Genomic DNA, 17,609 nt, shown 5'->3' with positions numbered 1-17,609 from the left:
GCGCACCACATAGGGTGCAGGCATGGCGCGACCTGACGGGCGGCGACCCGACCAACTTCGACCGGTGACCCTGACCCGCGGTTGGAGCACCCATCCCGAAGGCTCGGTGCTTGTGGAATTCGGCGGCACCCGGGTGCTCTGCACCGCGAGCGTCACCGAGGGGGTGCCGCGCTGGCGTCGTGGTTCCGGGCTGGGCTGGGTCACCGCTGAGTACGCGATGCTGCCCCGGGCCACCAACACCCGGTCGGACCGGGAGAGCGTCAAGGGCCGGGTCGGTGGGCGTACCCACGAGATCTCCCGGCTGATCGGCCGGAGCCTGCGCGCCGCGATCGACCTCAAGGCGCTCGGCGAGAACTCGATCGTGCTCGACTGCGACGTCCTGCAGGCCGACGGCGGCACCCGGACCGCCGCGATCACCGGCGCCTACGTGGCACTGCACGACGCGGTGAACTGGCTCGCCGCCCGCAAGGCCCTGACCGGGAAGCCGGAGAAGGTGATGCACCGATCGGTGTCGGCGGTGAGTGTCGGCGTCGTTGCCGGCGAGCCGCGCCTGGACCTGTGCTACGACGAGGACGTAGCCGCCGAGGTCGACATGAACGTGGTCTGCACCGGCACCGGCGACTTCGTCGAGGTGCAGGGCACCGGCGAGGCCGGCGTCTTCGCCCGCGAACAGCTCGACGCCCTGCTCGACCTGGCCGTGGTCGGCTGTCTGGACCTGGCCGAAGCCCAGCGGAAGGCGCTACTCCCATGAACAAGGTGCTGCTCGCCACGCGGAACCAGAAGAAGCTGATCGAGTTGCAGCGCATCCTGGACGGGGCGCTGGGCGCGCACCGGGTGGCGCTGATCGGGCTCGACGACGTCGAGGCGTACCCGGAGCTGCCGGAGACCGGGCTGACCTTCGGCGAGAACGCGCTGATCAAGGCCCGGGAGGGCTGCCGGCGTACCGGGCTGCCGACGATCGCCGACGACTCCGGGCTGGCGGTCGACGCGCTCAACGGGATGCCCGGCGTGTTCAGCGCCCGCTGGGCCGGGCGGCACGGTGACGACCAGGCCAACCTCCAACTCGTGCTCGACCAGATCGGCGACGTGCCGGACGAGCACCGGGGCGCCTCCTTCGTCTGCACCGTCGCGCTGGTGCTGCCCGGAGGTAAGGAACACCTGGTCGACGGCCGGCAGGCGGGTCGGCTGCTGCGCGCCCCGCGCGGCGACGGCGGGTTCGGCTACGACCCGATCTTCCTCGGCGAAGGCCAGGACCGCACCAACGCCGAGCTGACCCCACAGGAGAAGGACGCGATCAGCCACCGTGGCAAGGCGCTGCGCGAGCTGGCCGCCCTGGTCGCCAAGGTGCTCCCGCCGGCCGCCTGAGTCGCCCGCCTCGGCGTCGGCCTTCGCGTCAGCCGAGGGTGCCGACCTCCTGCTCGATCGCGGTGCGGAGGTCGCGGCCGGCCAGCACGGCGCGGGCGGCCTCCATCAGCGGAGCGAGGAAGACGTCGGGACCGGGCTCGCCGGCGGCCTCACCGAGCGCGGCGATCGCCGCCCGCCCGGCCGGCGACGGAGCCAGCGGCGCCCGCAACTGCAATCCGCGTACGGCGGCGAGCAGTTCCACCGCGAGCAGGCTGGTCAGGTTGTCCAGCACCGTACGCAACTTCTTGGTCGCCGCCCAGCCCATCGAGACGTGGTCCTCCTGCATGCCACTTGTGGGCAGCGAGTCCACCGAGGCCGGTGCGGCCAGCCGGCGGTTCTCGGCGACGATCCCGGCGGCCGTGTACTGCGCGATCATCAGCCCGGAGTTGACCCCGGCGTCGGGGGAGAGAAACGCCGGCAGGTCCCGGGACCGGGTGACGTCGAGCAGCCGGTCCACCCGACGCTCGGCGATCGCGCCGACCTCGGCGGCGGCGATGGCCAGGAAGTCCGCTGCGAAGCCCAGGGGCGCGCCGTGGAAGTTCCCGGTCGACTCGACCCGACCGTCGGGCAGCACCACCGGGTTGTCCACCACCGAGACCAGTTCCCGGGCGGCGGTCGTCCGGACGAAGTCCAGGGTGTCCCGGGCCGCGCCGGCCACCTGCGGCGCACAGCGCATCGAGTAGGCGTCCTGCACCGCGTGGGCCAGGTCGTCGCGGTGCGAGTCCATCACCGCCGAGTCCTGCAACAACCGGTGGATGTTGGCCGCCGAGACACTCTGCCCGGGATGCGGACGGATGGCGTGCAGTTCCGGTAGGAACGGCCGTTCCGAGCCGAGCATCGCCTCGATCGCCAGCGCGGCGGTGACGTCGGCCATGGTGAAGAGGTGGGCGGCGTCGTCGATGGCGAGCAGCAGCATGCCGAGCATGCCGTCGGTGCCGTTGATCAACGCCAGCCCTTCCTTGGCGGCCAGCTCCACCGGGGCGAGGCCGGCCCGGCGCAACGCGTCGACGGCAGGCATCCGCCCGCCGTCCGGGCCGAGCACCCAACCCTCGCCGAGCAGCACCAGCGCGCAGTGCGCCAGCGGGGCCAGGTCCCCGGAGGCACCCAACGAGCCGTGTTCGGGTACCCAGGGGGTGACCTCGTGGTTGAGCAGGTCCACCAGGGCCTCGGCGACCAGCGGCCGTACCCCGGAATGGCCGAGCGCCAGCGAGCGGACCCGCAGCAGCATCATCGCCCGTACCACCTCCCGGGGCATCGGCGCGCCGACCCCGGCGGCGTGTGACCGGATCAGCGCGTGCTGCAACTCGGCTCGGCGCTCGGGGGCGACGAACGTGTTGGCCAGGGCCCCGAAACCTGTCGACACGCCGTACACGGGACGGCCGGCGGCCTCGATGCCATCCACGATGGACCGGCTGGTGGCCATCGCCTCGACGGTGGCCGGGTCGAGGACCACCTTGACGCCGCCCCGCGCCACGGCGAGCACGTCGGCGGGGGTGATTCCGGTGGGCTGGACGGTGACGGTCATCGCGGTACTCCGTTGTGCAGAACCTGGCGGACGAGTGGCACCCCGGGCCGGTAGGCCAGGTGCAGGTGGGACGGTGCGTCGAGGATGATCAGATCGGCCCGGGCACCGGGACGCAGCACCCCGATGTCGTCGCGGCGCAGCGCCCGCGCGCCACCGGCGGTCGCGGCCCAGACCGCCTCCGCCGGGGTCATCCCCATCTCGCGTACGGCCAGGGCGATGCAGAACGGCATCGACGAGGTGTACGACGAGCCGGGGTTGCAGTCGGTGGCCAGCGCCACGGTGACCCCGGCGTCGAGCAGGCGACGGGCGTCCGGGTACGGCGAGCGGGTGGAGAACTCGGCACCCGGCAGCAGGGTGGCGACGGTGGCGGACTGCCCGTCGTCCGTGGTGGTCGAGGCCAGCGCGTCCACGTCGGCGTCGGTCAGGTGGGTGCAGTGGTCCACGCTGGCGGCCCCCAGCTCCACCCCGAGCCGCACGCCCGGGCCGGGGCCGAGCTGGTTGGCGTGCACCCGCACCCCGAGCCCCATGGCCTGCCCGCAGGCGAGGATCGCCCGGGCATGGTCGGCGTCGAAGGCTCCCCGCTCGCAGAACACGTCGATCCAGCGGGCGTACGGCGCGGCGGCGGCCAGCATCGGCCCGCAGACCAGCGACACGTAGTCGTCCGGACGGGCGGCGTACTCGGCCGGGACCACGTGCGCGCCGAGGAACGTGGTCTCCGTGCTGACCTCGGTGGCGATCCGCAGCGAGCGGGCCTCGTCGGCGACGGTGAGGCCGTACCCACTCTTGATCTCGATCGTGGTGGTGCCCTGGCGTAGCGCCTCCGCGTGCAGCCGGCGCACGGTGGCCCGCAGTTCGCCGTCGGAGGCGGCCCGGGTGGCGCCGACAGTGGTGCGGATACCGCCGCCGGTGTACGGCTCGCCGGCCATCCGGGCGGCGAACTCGGCGGCCCGGTCCCCGGCGAAGACGAGGTGGGCGTGGCTGTCCACGAACCCGGGCAGCACCGCCGCACCGGCGGCGTCGATCCGCCGGTCCGCTGCCGGTGCGTCGGCCGCCGGGCCGACCCAGGCCACCTCGCCGTCCTCGACGAGCACCGCGGCCCGTCGCCGAACCCCCAGCGGCCCGCCCGCGCCGGCCACATTCGTCACCAGCTCACCAATGTCATCCACCAGCAGGCTGCTCATGGGGTGGTCACCTCCGTGATCGCCGTGGCCAGTTCCTGCGGTACGTCCACGCGTACGTGCCGGCCGTCGCGGACCAGCACCTGACCGTCCACCACCACCTGGGCGACGTCGGCCGCGCTCGCCGCGAACCAGACGCCCGCCGGGGCCACCCCGGCCGTACGGACGCTGTCCAGCCGCACCGTGACCAGGTCGGCGCGGTCACCGACGGCGATCCGGCCGGCGTCGGTCCAGCCCAGCGCGGCGTGCCCGGCGCTGCTCGCGGCGGTCAACAGCTCCGCCGCGGTGAAGTGGCCCCGCTTGCGGGTGCGTAGCCGCTCGTCCAGTTCGACGGCGCGCGCCTCCTCGAACAGGTCGATCACGGCGTGGCTGTCACTGCCCAGGCTGAGCGGGATGCCGGCGTCGGCCATCCGACGGGCCGGACCGATACCGTCGGCGAGATCCCGTTCGGTGGTGGGGCAGAGGCAGACGCCGGTACGACTGTCGCCGAGCAGACTCACGTCGGCGCTTGTCGGATGGGTGGCGTGGACCGCCGTGGTCGCCCGGCCGAGCACCCCGTGCTCGGCGAGCAGGCGCGTCGGCGTGCACCCGTGCACCGCCCGGCAGGCGTCGTTCTCGGCCGGCTGCTCCGACAGGTGCACGTGCAGTGGCGCGTCGCGACGCTGCGCCCAACCGGCGACGGTGGCGAGCTGATCGGCCGGCACCGCCCGTACCGAGTGGACCGCGGCACCGAGACGCACGTGCCCACCGTCCGCGGTGAACGCGTCGACCCGCTCCGCCCAGCGCAACGCGTCGCCGTCACCGAACCGCTGCTGCGGCCCGGTCAGCGGCCGACCGTCCACCGAGGCGGTCAGGTAGCAGGTGTCCAGCAGGGTCAGCCGGATCCCCGCCTGGGCCGCCGCCTCGACCAACGCCGCGCCCATCGCGTTCGGGTCGGCGTACGGGCTGCCGCCCGGCCCGTGATGCAGGTAGTGGAACTCACCCACGCAGGTGATCCCGGTCAGCGCCATCTCGGCGTAGACCGCCCGGGCCAGCGCCAGATAGGAGTCGGGGCCGAGGTGGGTGGCGACCGCGTACATCTGGTCGCGCCAGCTCCAGAAGTCGCCCCGCCCGGCGTGGGTACGCCCGCGCAGCGCCCGGTGGAACGCGTGGGAGTGCGCATTGGCCAGCCCCGGCAGGGTCAGCCCCGGCAGCCGCACCGCGTCGGCCAGCACGTCCACCCCGGCGTCGGGCCCACCGTCGGGCGCGAGCGCCGTGACGCCGGTGATCCGGTCGTGCACCGTCTCGATCAGCACGTCCGGGGTCGGCGCGGCCTCTCCGGGCAGCCAGGCGTACTCCGCGAGCCAACGGGTGGCACTCATCGGAGCAACTCTTCCAGCGCCCTGGCCAGGGCGGTCACCCCGGTGGCGCAGTCGGCGTCGGTGGCCGATTCGGCGGGGGAGTGCGACACCCCGGTCGGGTTGCGGACGAAGAGCATCGCGGTGGGTACGAGGGCGGCGAGCACCCCGGCGTCGTGCCCCGCCCCGGTGGGCAGCACCGGCGCGTCCAGCAGCCCGGCCAACCGGTCGGCCAGCCCGCCGTCGAAGGCCACCAGCGGGGTGGCCGACTCCTCGGTCAGCGTCACCTGCGTACCGTCGCGCCGGGCCCGCTCGGCGGCCTTGCCGTGCACCGCCTCGACCATGCCGGCCAGAGTGTCCGGCTCGGCCGCGCGGGCGTCCAGCCAGCCGGTCACCCGGGACGGGATCGCGTTCGTGGCGTTCGGCTCCACCGCCACCCGACCGACTGTGGCGTGGGCACCGCGCAGCCGGGCCTCCTTGTTGGCGGCGAGCACCGTGAACGCGTACGTGAGCATGGGGTCTCTGCGGTCGGCCATCCGCGTCGTACCGGCATGGTTGCCCTCACCGGTGAAGTCGAAGCGCCAGCGGCCATGCGGCCAGATGGCGCTCGCGACCGCGACCGGCGCGTCCCGTTCGACGAGCGCACGGCCCTGCTCGACGTGCAACTCCACGAAGGCCGCGAAGCGGCCGAGCAGCTCCGGCCGGGCACCCGCCGGCCGGTCGCCCAGCGCCTCGGCGAAGCTCACCCCGCCGGTGTCGCGCAGCCCGGCCGCCCGCTCGACGTCCAGCGCGCCGGTGAGCAACCGGGAACCCAGGCACGGTACGCCGAACCGGGCGCCCTCCTCCTCCACGAACGCCGCCACCGCCAGCGGCCGGACGGGCGGAACGCCCGCGGCGCGCAGCTCGTCGACCGCGAGGAAGGCGCTCACGATGCCGAGCGGACCGTCGTACGCCCCGCCGTGCGGCACCGAGTCGAAGTGGCTGCCGGTCAGGATCGCGTCCCCGGCCTCCGGATCACCCCACCAGGCGAACAGGTTGCCGTTGCCGTCCTCGGTCACCGGCATGGACCGCTCGTCGGCCTGCGCCCGGAACCACTCCCGCAGCCGCAGCTCCGGCTCGGTCAGCGCGTACCGCAGGTAGCCGCCGCTGTGCGCGTCCCGCCCGATCGGGGCGATCTGTCCCCACAGCTCGCGGAACCTGTCGAGCAGCGGTCCGTCCTGCACCGTGTGTGTCAACAAGGGCCTTCCTCACTCCGCCATCGGTACGCGGACGCCGGTCCGGGTGGCCACCTCGCGGGCGTCTTCGTAGCCGGCGTCGACGTGCCGGATGACGCCCATCGCCGGGTCGTTGGTCAGCACCCGCTCGATCTTCTGCCCGGCCAGCGCGCTGCCGTCGGCCACGCAGACCTGACCGGCGTGGATGGACCGGCCGATGCCGACCCCGCCGCCGTGGTGGATGGAGACCCAGGAGGCCCCGCTGGCGGTGTTGACAAGCGCGTTGAGCAGCGGCCAGTCGGCGATCGCGTCCGAGCCGTCGGCCATCGCCTCGGTCTCCCGGTACGGGCTGGCCACGCTGCCGCAGTCCAGGTGGTCGCGGCCGATCACCACCGGCGCGCTCAGCTCACCCGAGGCGACCATCTCGTTGAACCGTACGCCAGCGCGGTCCCGCTCGCCGTAACCGAGCCAGCAGATGCGCGCGGGCAGCCCCTGGAAGGCGACCCGCTCGCCGGCCAGTCGGATCCACCGCGCGAGGGACTCGTTCTCCGGGAACAGGTCCAGGATCGCCCGGTCGGTGGCGGCGATGTCGGCGGGATCGCCGGAGAGCGCCGCCCACCGGAACGGCCCCTTGCCCTCGCAGAACAACGGCCGGATGTACGCCGGCACGAAGCCGGGGAAGTCGAAGGCGCGCTCGTACCCGCCGAGCCGGGCCTCGCCCCGGATCGAGTTGCCGTAGTCGAAGACCTCCGCGCCCGCGTCGAGGAAACCCACCATCGCCTCGACGTGCCGGGCCATCGACGCCCGGGCCCGGTCGGTGAACTCGGCCGGCTTGGCCGTCGCGTACTCCCGGGCGTCAACCAGCTCCACCCCCTCCGGCAGGTACGACAGCGGATCGTGGGCGCTGGTCTGGTCGGTGACGATGTCGACCGGTACGCCCCGGCGCAGCAGCTCCGGGAAGACGGTGGCGGCGTTGCCGACGACACCGACGCTCAACGCCCGGCGCTCCCGTTTGGCGGCGAGCACCCGCGCGACCGCGTCGTCCAGGTCGTCGGCGATCTCGTCCAGGTAGCGGTCGTGCGCCCGGCGGGCCAGCCGGCCGCGGTCCACGTCCACGATCAGGCAGGCACCGCCGTTCATGGTGACCGCGAGCGGCTGGGCCCCGCCCATGCCACCGCAGCCGGCGGTGAGCGTCAACGTGCCGGCGAGGGTGCCGTCGCTGCCCGGCTGCCCGTCGCCGCGGGCAGCACCGGCGAGTTTCGCCGCCACGGCGGCGAACGTCTCGTAGGTGCCCTGGAGGATGCCCTGGGTGCCGATGTAGATCCACGAGCCAGCGGTCATCTGCCCATACATGGTCAGGCCGAGTTGCTCCAGGCGGCGGAACTCCGGCCAGGTCGCCCAGTCGCCGACCAGGTTCGAGTTGGCCAGCAGCACCCGGGGCGCCCACTCGTGGGTACGCAGCACGCCGACCGGGCGACCCGACTGCACCAGCATCGTCTCGTCGTCCCGTAGCTCGGTCAGCGTCCGCACCAGGGCGTGGTACGACGGCCAGTCCCGGGCGGCCTTGCCGGTGCCGCCGTACACCACCAGGTCGTCGGGGCGCTCGGCGACCTCGGGGTCGAGGTTGTTCATCAACATCCGCAGGGCGGCCTCCTGCGGCCACCCTCGGGCGCTGCGCTCCTGGCCGCGTGGGGACCGGACGGGCCCGGGGGCGGTCTGGTCGGCGTGGGTCATGGCGGACTCCTCCTAACCGAGGAACAACTGTCGACGGGCCGCCGAGGCTTCGAACGCCTCCAGCCGCCGCTGGGTCTCGGCCGGGGCGGCGTCGCAGATCGCCTGGAGCAGCACCATGGCCAGGGTCATCGGAGCGGTGTGCAGGTCGAACACGAGTTGCGCGCCGACCGCGGCGGAGAGCACCACGTCGGCGTGCTCGGTCGCCGGGCTCACCGGTGAGTCGGTGATCGCCACCACCGTCAGCCCCGCCGCGCGGGCCTCGCGCAGCGCCTCCAGGGTCTCCCGGGGATAACGCGGCAGCACGAACGCCAGCAGCGCCCGCGCCCCCGCCTCGGCGGCCTGTTCGAGGCGGTCGGTGAGCAGGCTGCCGCCGTCGTCGAGCACCCGCACGTCCGGATGCACCTTGGCGGCGAAGTACGCGAAGTACGCGGCAAGCGGCGCGGCGGAGCGCAGGCCGAGCACCGGCAGCGGCCGGCTGGCCGCCAGCAGGCGTCCGGCCTCGGCGATCCGCTCCCGGTCGGCCAACTGACCGGCCAGCCGGTCCAGGTTGCCGATCTCGGCGCGTACCGCCTGTTGAAGTTCGTTGCCGGCGGGGGCCGGACCGGGCGCGGCGGCGGTCAGCTCACGCAGCCGGCGACGCAGGGCCGGGTAGCCGTCGTGGCCCAGCGCCACCGCGAACCGGGTGACCGACGGCTGGCTGACCCCGGCCAGCTCGGCGACCTCGGCGGCAGAGAGGTAGCCGATGGCGGGGGCGTGCTGCACCAGACAGTGCGCGATGCGTCGCTGCGTCGGGGTGAGGCGGACCCCGTCGAACAGGCCGACGACCCGCTCCGTCGATGCCATGGCAACTCCCTCATTCACCCCGTGACTCTATGCATGAAAACTTTCATTCGGCAAGCTGATCTGCCTATTCCAATGTGGACGGCATCTGGTCTGCGGGTATGGCGGCTGTCGCCGGGCTGCGGGCCCGGCCCACTGGGCAGCAAGCGCCGGGCCGATAGGATCCCGGTCGGCGGTCGAGCAGAGGAGTGGGACATGCAGCCGGAGGGTCCCTACCGGTACACCCACATGCTGGGTGGGTCACCGGTCGGGAAGGCGTGGGCCGCCGTTGACGGTCAGGGCCGATTCGTCACCGTGGCCGTGCTCGACGCCACGGTCGCCGCAACTCCGGGCTGGCGGGAGGCCTTCGCCGGCACCGCCAACAGTCTCGCCCAGGCTCCCGGTGGCTCGCCTTTCACGTACGCGGACTTCTCGGCCGCCGCGCCCTGGGTCGCGTACGCGGCGGAGGCCGGGCCGGCGGCGGAGAAGCTGTTCCGGGCCCTCGGCGTCGATTACCAACCAGTACCCCCTGCTGGTACGCCGGTGTCCGGGCCACCCCAGCCCGTTTCGGGTGCCCCGCAGTCCGTGTCCGGCCCGCCTGCGCCGATCTCCGGTCCGCCGCAGCCCGTCTCCGGGGCCCCTCAGCCGGTCTCCGGTCCGCCCCAGCCGGTGTCGGGTGGGCCCCAGCCGGTCTCAGGTGCTCCCGCGCCTGGCCTGAACGCGCCGAACTCCGCGACGACGCAGCCGCCATGGAGCGGGGCCACGAGCCCGGCCCCGATTCAGCCGCACCCCCCGGGCCCAGTCTCCGGGGCGCCGATGTCGCCCGGCCCTGGAACGGCTGGTGACGAGTTCGGGCTCGACCCGTTCACCGCGCCGGTGCGGCGGATCCAGCCCTCGGCGCGGCCCAAGCGACGCACCGGCCTCTGGGCCGCCGTCGCCGCGCTCGCACTGGTGGCGGCCGTCGGTACCGGTGCCGCCGTCTGGGCGCTCACCGGTGAGGGCGACCCCGAGCCGCCGCAGGCGGCACCGACCGGGGTCGAGGGTTCTGGCAATTTCCCCGGCCCGGCTGAGGTCAACCCGGGCATCAAGCCGTGGGCGCAGGTTCCGCCGTACAGTCCGGAGGAGCGTGCACTGGCGATCGCCGCGCCCTCGCTCGTCTTCGTCGAGGCTGTGTTCACCGGATTTGTGCGTGAAGCCAAGTCCAACGTGCCCCTGAGCGCGACGCCCGTGACCTTCAAGCGGAGGTGCAGCGGGTTCGTTGTCAACGCGGATGGCCATGTGGTGACCAACGGTCAGTGCGTCCAGCCGAGCGCTGAGGTCGCCCGTGAGCGCGCCCTGTACACGCTCGGGCGCATCCTCATCGAGCAGGACAAGCTTTCCGCCACCGAACTGGACGGCTACGTTCGCGGCAAGATGGGAACCACCACCTTCACGGGTGACCAGCCAGAGGTCGACCCGGCCATGCAGGTGTTCGCCCAGCTCAACATCGCGCGAGGCGATTTGACCGCCAGCCCTGCCGTGCCCGCGCAACTGGAGCACGTCCTCGCGCCGGACGGTGGGAACCTGGCGCTCGTCAAGCTCGCGCAGTCCGGCCTGCCCACGGCGGAGCTTGACCCGGCGGCGGCGCCCGGCGCGGGCACGGCTCTGCTGCTGATCGGCTACCAGACGGGGGACAGCGACTTTCGGGCGGCGACCTACACGGTAGAGGCAAAGCAGGTCCAGGTGTCGACTACCGGCAGGCAAGGCACCGTAGAGGTGGCAAGGGTCAACGATGACCTCGGCATCTATTCACACGGCGGCATCGCCATCGACACCCGGGGGCGGGTGGTTGGAGTCATCGACAACGATCGAGCGGTCAACGGTGGTGCCAACCGAGCCCTGGTACCGGTGTCCGCCGTTGCTGGGCTGCTTAACGAGACGGGTGTCGAGAACGAAATCACCGATGCCGACCGGGCCTACCGGAGCGGGCTCGACGCCTTCTTCGCCGGCCGCAGTGCCGATGCGATCGCGCAGTTCGACGCGGTGGCCGAGGCGTCACCGGCGAATCTTGTCGCGCAGGCATACCGGCAGAACGCCATCGACCGGAGTCGGCTGGAGCGGGATTCGTCCGGGTCGTCCAACCTGTTGCCAATCCTGTTGGCTGGCCTCGGCGGTGCCTTGGTGGTCGGACTGGTTGGCGCGGCGGTGCTGGTGATGCGCCGTCGATCCTCGTACTGAGCGGCAACTGCGGCCAGGGATGGTCAGCGGGTGGAGTTATCCCGTCCCCAGGCGTCACGCGGGTGTCGACGGGCGCGTAGCGCGGCCAGCAGGGTGATCGTCACGTACACCATCGACGCGGGCGCGAGCCACGGCCGAGGAAGCACGACATCCCGCAGCCACGACGACGGCACGGACGATCGGATCCCGTCATGGCTGGCGCGCAGCATGGTGTTGCCGGCGCGGACCCGTGCGAGGGTGCGGACCAGGTCGCGCGTGCGCCGAGGCGCCTGCACGAAGCTCGTCGCGGCTGTCACCTCCCGTTTCTCCGCCGAGCTGAACTGCGAGTCGAGATACAGGTCGTCCGCGATCTGCTCCGGAAAGCTTTCGAAGCGTTCCCGGCCGGCGGACGAGATCGCCATCGCGCCCCTGCCGAACAGCGCGTCGGCGAAGATCGGGAGGCGGGTGTTGATCGCGTAGTAGGCCCGCACCGCGAGCGGTCGATCCCCGGTCACCATGGCCCGGCGGGGCGTCACGGCCAACGGTGGCCGCTCACCGGCGGAGAGTTCCGCCGCCATTGCGCGGAGTGCGCCGGGGGAGAGGACCACGTCCGCGTCGAGGTATACCCGGGGAAACCCGCGGGCCGCGGCATCACCCAGGTTGAGGGCGTTGGCCTTGCCGGGTTCGGCGACTTCGATCACCCGTACGCCCGGGCGCGCCGCCGCCACCTCGGCGGTGTCGTCGGTGCAGCCATTGGCCACCACCACGATGTCCAGCTCGCCGGACGCGGCATCGGCCAGCAGCGCGTCCAGGCAACCGCCGATCACCGCAGCCTCGTTGTGCGCGGCGATGACCACGCTGATCACCGGTCGCTCATGGCTCGTCACACCAGCCTCACCCGTCGATGCAGGGCGTCACCGGCCACACTGGCCGGTGGGTCGCCGTTGTGGGCACGCGCCCGTTCACCTGCCGGCACGCACGGCCGTCAAGCTTGCCGGAGCGGATCGTTCGGTCGCAAGCAGATGCCGGCGCAGTCTTCGGGATGGGCGCTGCCGTGCGACGGTTTGCCCGTGTGTATCCGTCTTGCCCAGCGCGTGTCCTGACTGTGCCGCCTATCACAGCCGTACGGATGAATCCGTGGGACACCGTGGACAGGCGGGCCGCTGGTATCGTCCTCGTGTTTTCAGGGCCGGGCGGGGGCTGACCACAGTGGGCGTCGATGTCGAGTTCCACAGTCCCCGTCGTCAGCGCGGCGGAAACTGATGGGAGACGCACCCGCATGGGAAGCTTGACCGCTCCGGCCCGTAGACCATGGTCCAGGCATCCTCGCCAGAATGGTTCGGTGCCCCCGCCTCTGCGGCTGGCCCGCAACTTGGCGACCGCCGCGCTGGCGCTCGTCGCGGTCAAGCCCTTCTTCGACATAGGAGAGGGCCGGGGAGGCGGTGTCGACCTCGGAGCGCTGCTCACCGCCCTGGGAGCCGTGCTGATGGTGGCCGCTCTTGCTGTTTTCGCGCTCGGCTCCCGGCGGCTGCCGCCCCGATCGCTGTTGTTCATGGCCGCAGGGATCGGGTTGCTGCTGGTCCTCTCGGCAGTGAGCTATCTGGCCGTCGACGCTCGGGCTGATTTGTTGGCGGCGTTCGACGTTCGGCGATACTCGATCTACGGACCGCCCCAGGAGGCGACGAGTGCGATACCCGCCGAGGCCGTTCGACTGCTGGTCGGGTTCGCGCCGCTCGCCCTGATCGGCCTGATGCTGCTGCGCCGGGACTGGTTTCCGGTACGCCGCCTCGCGCTCGTCGCGGGAGTCGTGGTGGTCGGCGCGATCGTGCACTCCATTCTGGCTTGGTTGCAGGTCGCCGAGGTGATCCCCTACTCCTTCCACTTCGAACTGGCGGGATGGCAGAAGATCGGCCGAGCCTCCGGTGGCTACTTCCACCCGATGTCGCTCGGCCGGTTGTTGATGTTCTCGGTCTTTCTTGTCTATGTCCTTGGCGAACGGATGGGTGTACCGACCGCAGTGCGGTACGGGCTGATCGGGCTCTTCCTCGCCACGGGGGTCGTTTCGCTGCACCGCTTCACCATCCTGTGTCTGGTGCTGATCGTCGCCGCGTTCGAGTTGCAACGCGTTCGCTCACTGGTCAAGGCGCGCCGCCGCGGCGACCTGAACCGACGGGGCGTGCTGCTCGTCGGCGGTGGACTCGCCGCCGTCGCCGCCCTGGCCGGCATGCTCTGGGGAGACGCGATCTGGCGTAGGGCCGAGGTCGTCGTCACCGAGGTCGGTTCCATGAACGTCCGATCCGACACCTTCATGCACGGTCGCGGAGCGATCTGGAACGACGTGGCGGAGATTCTCGGGCGTGCCTCGGTCGACGTGTGGCTGTTCGGGTTCGGCTACGAGCCCTGGGACATGCACAACGACTTTCTGCGACTGATGGTGGTCTGGGGACTCGTCGGTGTGATCGTGACCGTGGCGATTCTCGTGGCGGTGTACCGCGTCGTCCGGAGCCGCTCGGACCGCTCGCACCGGGTGGCGCTGATGGTGCTCTTCGGTGCCCTGGTCATCTTCGGTTTGACCCAGAAACCGTTGGCTTACCCGTATTTCCTCTGGCTCTTCTTCTTCGGACAGATGGTGATACTCGCACTCGCCCCCGTTGAGCAGGACGATGCCGGAGAGGCCTCGCCCGCGACCGAGTCGACGGCGGCGTGAGGCCGTCTTCGCCCGCCCAGGTAAGCGGGCACAAGCAGAACCAGCAGCGCCGCGACCTGGCCCGCGATCCGGCGGAGCGCGAGAACCCCGAAATCCGAGGTGCGGCCGTGGTGCAACCCACCTTCACGGTCTGCATCGTGGTGCGCGACCGCGCCGTGTTGCTCGTCAACGCGGTGCGCAGCGTACTCGCCAACACCTTCGAGGACTTCGAGCTGGTGGTCGTTGATGACGGCTCGCGGACGCCGGTGACGACGGTGCTGGCGGAGGCGAAACTCGCCGGGGACCACCGGGTGCGGGTGGTGACGCAGCCCCCCACCGGCATCGCCGAGGCACGCAACCTGGGCCTGCGCACCGCCACCGGCCGGTACCTCACCGTCCTCGACTCCGACGACGAGTTGACCCCTGACGCACTCGCTCAGCTGCATCGGCTGCTCGCCGCGACGGGCGGAAGCTGGGTGTATGCCGACTACACCGAGGTCAGCCGCGGTTCAGACCGGCTGATTCGGCTCCCCGAATATGCCTCGGCGCGGCGGATGCTGGTCGGAGTTCTCACGCGGCCTCGGCTGCCCTTCAAGCACTCCGGCACCACAATCGATCGTCACCTGCTCGACCGGATTGGTGGGTACGACGAGAGTTTCCGGCTCTTCGAGGACATCGAACTGATGCTGCGAGCGTTGAAATCCGGGGTGCAGCCCTGTCACCTGGCCCATCCCATCGTCCGGTTCTACCGGCATGACGGCAACGTGACCAGGGGCAGGCTATCCGGTCTGGTCTTCTGGTTCCGTTTGATCGAAATGTACCGGCCGGTGCGGTGGCCCGGTGTGGGGCTGGCCATCAAGGCGCTGCGCACGTTGAGCGAGACGGGCAAGTGGCTTGTCACCCTCGGCCGTTGATCGACTGACCGGCGACCCACCGCGGCCGGGTGCGGCACCGAACCGGCTCGTCCGGATCCTCGTACACCTGGGCATGCTGGGTCTGAGTCAGGTCGGCGTCACCGTTGCCGCCTTCTTCGCGCAGATCCTGCTGGCCCGCACCCTCCCGCAGAGCGATTTCGGTACGTTCAGCGCGGCCCTGGCTGTTACGGCGCTGGCCGCACCGCTCGTGGTCTTCGGCGTTTCCGAACTTTGGTTGCAACGGTTTGGCCTGGAAGGCCACGCAGCCAGACGCTGGATACGTCCATCGCTGCGGCTCGTTGCGGGCATCTGTGTCGGGGTGCTCGCCGCAGCGCTCGGGTGGAGCCTCGCCGGGAGTGCGGGCCCCGGTGTGACGTCGGTCCGCGCGCTGCTCATCAGCGTGATCGTCGCTCAGGTCGGGCTGACCCTGGTGGCTTCGGCGCAACAGCTGCGCGGTGACTACCGCGGGCTGTCGGTGCTTCAGGTCGCTCCGCACGTCGGACGAGTGCTGGTGGTGCTCGCGAGTTGGGCCATCGGACTGTCAGCGGTGGCCGTCGCCGCTGGTTACGCCGTCGTCGCACTGCTCACCGTGGTCGCCTGCATCGTGGTGCTGCGACCGTTCGTCGCTGGTACGGTGCCGCTGGAGGGGCACCGGGGCACCGCACCTGCCGCGACCTCCGACGTGCCGGTGAGCCGGGTGGTCACGGCCGCCACCCCGTTCGTACTGGGCAACGTGTTCTACCTGATGGGCATCTATCTCGGCACCATCGTCGCCGCCGAGGTGCTTGGTCCCGAGGCCGCGGCCCTGCTGGCGGTGCCGATGGCGGTGATCACTGCGGCGTACCTCGTCCCGCGAGTCGTCTACCAGCAGTACTTTCTGGCCAAACTGCACCGGTGGGCCCACGGTGACCGGGACGCGGTGCTACTGGCGTACCGGTTCGGCACCTCGGGAATGTTCGCGCTCGGGATCGTCGCCGCGGGGCTGGTCGCGCTCGGCGGGCAACTACTGCCGGTTCTGCTCGGCCCCGGGTACGGCGAGACGGCGGCGGTACTGGCCGTGCTGGCCTTGGCCGTACCCTTCCGCTTCGGCGGAGCCGCCGTGGCCGCTCTGCTGACCAGCGGCGGTCTGCTCCGGCGCAAGGTGGTCCACCAGGGAGCGGGCGCCCTGGTGTTGCTGGCAGCACTCGCGGTCGCCACTCCCATGTGGGGGGTGCGGGGCACAGCTTTCGCCACCGTGGTGGCCGAAGCCGCGCTTTGTGTGCTGTTCTGGGTCACGGTCCGGCGTCGCGTGGTGCGTGGGGCCGCTCTGCCGTCGTGGCACGATTTGCGCCGGCGTCTGACGAGGGAGAGTCCGAGTGCGTCCTGAAGCCGATCCCGCCGCTCGCCGGCCGCTCGTCGTCGGCTACTACGGCATGGAGAACGTCGGCGACAACGCCTTCTGCCTGGTGACCGACTGGGCCAGTCGGACGTACTGGGGCAGCGAGCGACCCGTGTTCGCGGCCCCGCCCATGGTCGACCTGCCGCCGGAGAGCACCGGGATGAGCCCCCGCTGGTACCGGTCCCGCAGCGTCCCGGACCGGATGGGCTGGGTGCTGAACAAGGCGATGCTGCTGCGTGGCTCCTCGATGCTCGTTTTCGGCGGTGGTTCGGTCTTCAGGGACATGGGGCCGCTCAGCGAGAAGCGACTGTTCTCCCTCTTCTCCCGTTTCTCCGGGCATCCGATGGCGGCGGTAGGCGTCTCCGTCGGGCCGTTCCTTTCAGCCTCGGCCGAGCGGCGTCTGCTGGAGGTGCTCCGCCGGATCAACTTCATCGGGGTGCGTGACCAGGCCTCCGCTGAACTCCTCCGGCGTGCGGGACATCCCGGAAGACTGGTTGCCGCCGGAGACCTCGCGGGACTCCTGCCCGAGGCGCTCGGGGAGCGCCTCGGGCAGCGGTACGAACGGGCGCAGGGCACCAGGGCGCGACTCGGTGTGACGCTGCTCGGTGTTGACTACGAGGCCGCCGCCCCGCAGGCGCGACGGCGCGAGGACGCGCTGATCGACGGGGTGAGTGAGCTGGTGCGCCGGGAACCGGTGGACGTCACGGTGTTCGTCTTCAACACCCACCCCGTCCATGGAGACGAACGGGTCAGCGGACGACTTCGTCGTGCCCTCGACGGGCGTTGTGATGTCCGTGTGGTGACCGCCCGCGACGGTGTCCGAGCGTGCTGGGACGAGATGAAGCGTTGCAACCTCGGTCTGCACATGCGGATGCATGGGGCTGTCTTCGCCTACCTGGCAGACGTTCCGTTCGCCCTCGTGCCCTACCAGCAGAAGTGCGACGACTTCCTGGATGAGATCGGCCAGCCGGAATCGCGGCGACTCGCTCGGGTGCCGGAGGACTCCGTCGAGGTGACAAAGGTGCTGGCCGGCATGCTCACCGACCAGGCGGCCCCGCGACTGGCTCGGGAGGAGTTCGCCGAGCGGGCCCGATGGAACTTCACTCGGGCGCCTTGGGCGCTCCCCGGATCGGTCCCCTCGTGATTGACCAACTCTCGGCCCGCCGCGACGTGTCCCGGCCACCACCGGCGAATCCGGTCCGGACACCGATTGGCCGGTCTCGG

Annotated in this window: 14 protein-coding genes; 7 read left to right on the top strand and 7 right to left on the bottom strand. The window is 71.5% G+C overall.

The annotated features are described in order from the left end of the window. Positions 1 to 22: 22 nt before the first annotated feature. Positions 23 to 751, top strand: coding sequence for a ribonuclease PH (gene rph / locus Vse01_RS11535; RefSeq protein ID WP_093401913.1), 729 nt, complete (start codon positions 23 to 25; stop codon positions 749 to 751). Further along, entirely contained in the window at positions 748 to 1,365 is a 618-nt protein-coding gene (gene rdgB, locus Vse01_RS11530; protein ID WP_093401912.1) for an RdgB/HAM1 family non-canonical purine NTP pyrophosphatase, read from the top strand. Before rph ends, rdgB begins: the two co-directional genes overlap by 4 nt. A gap of 28 nt (positions 1,366 to 1,393) precedes the next feature. Here rdgB and hutH read toward each other — a convergent pair whose 3' ends face one another. Genes hutH through Vse01_RS11500 form a run of 6 tightly spaced genes read right to left on the bottom strand, consistent with a single transcriptional unit; the run spans position 1,394 to position 9,235 of the window. Continuing rightward, positions 1,394 to 2,929, bottom strand: coding sequence for a histidine ammonia-lyase (hutH, locus tag Vse01_RS11525; protein WP_093401911.1), 1,536 nt, complete (start codon positions 2,927 to 2,929; stop codon positions 1,394 to 1,396). Next, the gene (gene hutI, locus Vse01_RS11520; protein ID WP_093401910.1) at positions 2,926 to 4,110 is read right to left on the bottom strand and encodes an imidazolonepropionase; all 1,185 of its coding nucleotides are present in this window, start codon (positions 4,108 to 4,110) and stop codon (positions 2,926 to 2,928) included. The genes hutH and hutI overlap by 4 nt, the downstream gene beginning before the upstream one ends. Further along, positions 4,107 to 5,468 (bottom strand): formimidoylglutamate deiminase, encoded by a 1,362-nt coding sequence (locus Vse01_RS11515; RefSeq protein ID WP_093401909.1) that lies wholly within the window; start codon positions 5,466 to 5,468, stop codon positions 4,107 to 4,109. The genes hutI and Vse01_RS11515 overlap by 4 nt, the downstream gene beginning before the upstream one ends. Beyond that, a complete protein-coding gene (locus Vse01_RS11510; protein ID WP_093401908.1) occupies positions 5,465 to 6,682 on the bottom strand; it encodes an allantoate amidohydrolase in 1,218 nt (405 codons plus the stop codon). The genes Vse01_RS11515 and Vse01_RS11510 overlap by 4 nt, the downstream gene beginning before the upstream one ends. Positions 6,683 to 6,691: 9 nt before the next feature. Next, positions 6,692 to 8,392, bottom strand: coding sequence for a urocanate hydratase (gene hutU / locus Vse01_RS11505; protein ID WP_093401907.1), 1,701 nt, complete (start codon positions 8,390 to 8,392; stop codon positions 6,692 to 6,694). Between the two features lie 12 nt (positions 8,393 to 8,404). Then, a complete protein-coding gene (locus Vse01_RS11500; protein ID WP_093401906.1) occupies positions 8,405 to 9,235 on the bottom strand; it encodes a MurR/RpiR family transcriptional regulator in 831 nt (276 codons plus the stop codon). Positions 9,236 to 10,027: 792 nt separating this feature from the next. Here Vse01_RS11500 and Vse01_RS11495 point away from each other — a divergent pair. Next, complete coding sequence (locus Vse01_RS11495; RefSeq protein WP_139233081.1) at positions 10,028 to 11,428, top strand: trypsin-like peptidase domain-containing protein; 1,401 nt, start codon at positions 10,028 to 10,030, stop codon at positions 11,426 to 11,428. A 23-nt stretch (positions 11,429 to 11,451) separates the two neighbouring features. On the opposite strand, the gene Vse01_RS11490 is transcribed toward Vse01_RS11495, so the two are convergent. Next, on the bottom strand, positions 11,452 to 12,294 hold the full coding sequence (locus tag Vse01_RS11490; protein WP_232511041.1) for a glycosyltransferase: 843 nt from the start codon (positions 12,292 to 12,294) through the stop codon (positions 11,452 to 11,454). 455 nt (positions 12,295 to 12,749) lie between these two features. Between Vse01_RS11490 and Vse01_RS11485 the strand changes: the two genes are divergently transcribed. The 4 genes from Vse01_RS11485 to Vse01_RS11470 all read left to right on the top strand — a co-directional run bounded on the left by Vse01_RS11485 (position 12,750) and on the right by Vse01_RS11470 (position 17,529). Next, on the top strand, positions 12,750 to 14,114 hold the full coding sequence (locus tag Vse01_RS11485) for an O-antigen ligase family protein (RefSeq protein ID WP_093401903.1): 1,365 nt from the start codon (positions 12,750 to 12,752) through the stop codon (positions 14,112 to 14,114). After that, positions 14,111 to 15,007, top strand: coding sequence for a glycosyltransferase family 2 protein (locus Vse01_RS11480; RefSeq protein WP_093401902.1), 897 nt, complete (start codon positions 14,111 to 14,113; stop codon positions 15,005 to 15,007). The genes Vse01_RS11485 and Vse01_RS11480 overlap by 4 nt, the downstream gene beginning before the upstream one ends. 73 nt (positions 15,008 to 15,080) lie before the next feature. Next, positions 15,081 to 16,373, top strand: a complete 1,293-nt coding sequence (locus Vse01_RS11475; protein WP_093401901.1) for a lipopolysaccharide biosynthesis protein — start codon at positions 15,081 to 15,083, stop codon at positions 16,371 to 16,373. Further along, positions 16,363 to 17,529, top strand: coding sequence for a polysaccharide pyruvyl transferase family protein (locus Vse01_RS11470; protein ID WP_093401900.1), 1,167 nt, complete (start codon positions 16,363 to 16,365; stop codon positions 17,527 to 17,529). The genes Vse01_RS11475 and Vse01_RS11470 overlap by 11 nt, the downstream gene beginning before the upstream one ends. Positions 17,530 to 17,609 lie beyond the last annotated feature (80 nt).

Source organism: Micromonospora sediminimaris, assembly GCF_016863575.1.
In the GTDB taxonomy this organism is placed as follows: domain Bacteria; phylum Actinomycetota; class Actinomycetes; order Mycobacteriales; family Micromonosporaceae; genus Micromonospora; species Micromonospora sediminimaris.
This window is presented reverse-complemented; position numbering and strand designations above follow the sequence as displayed.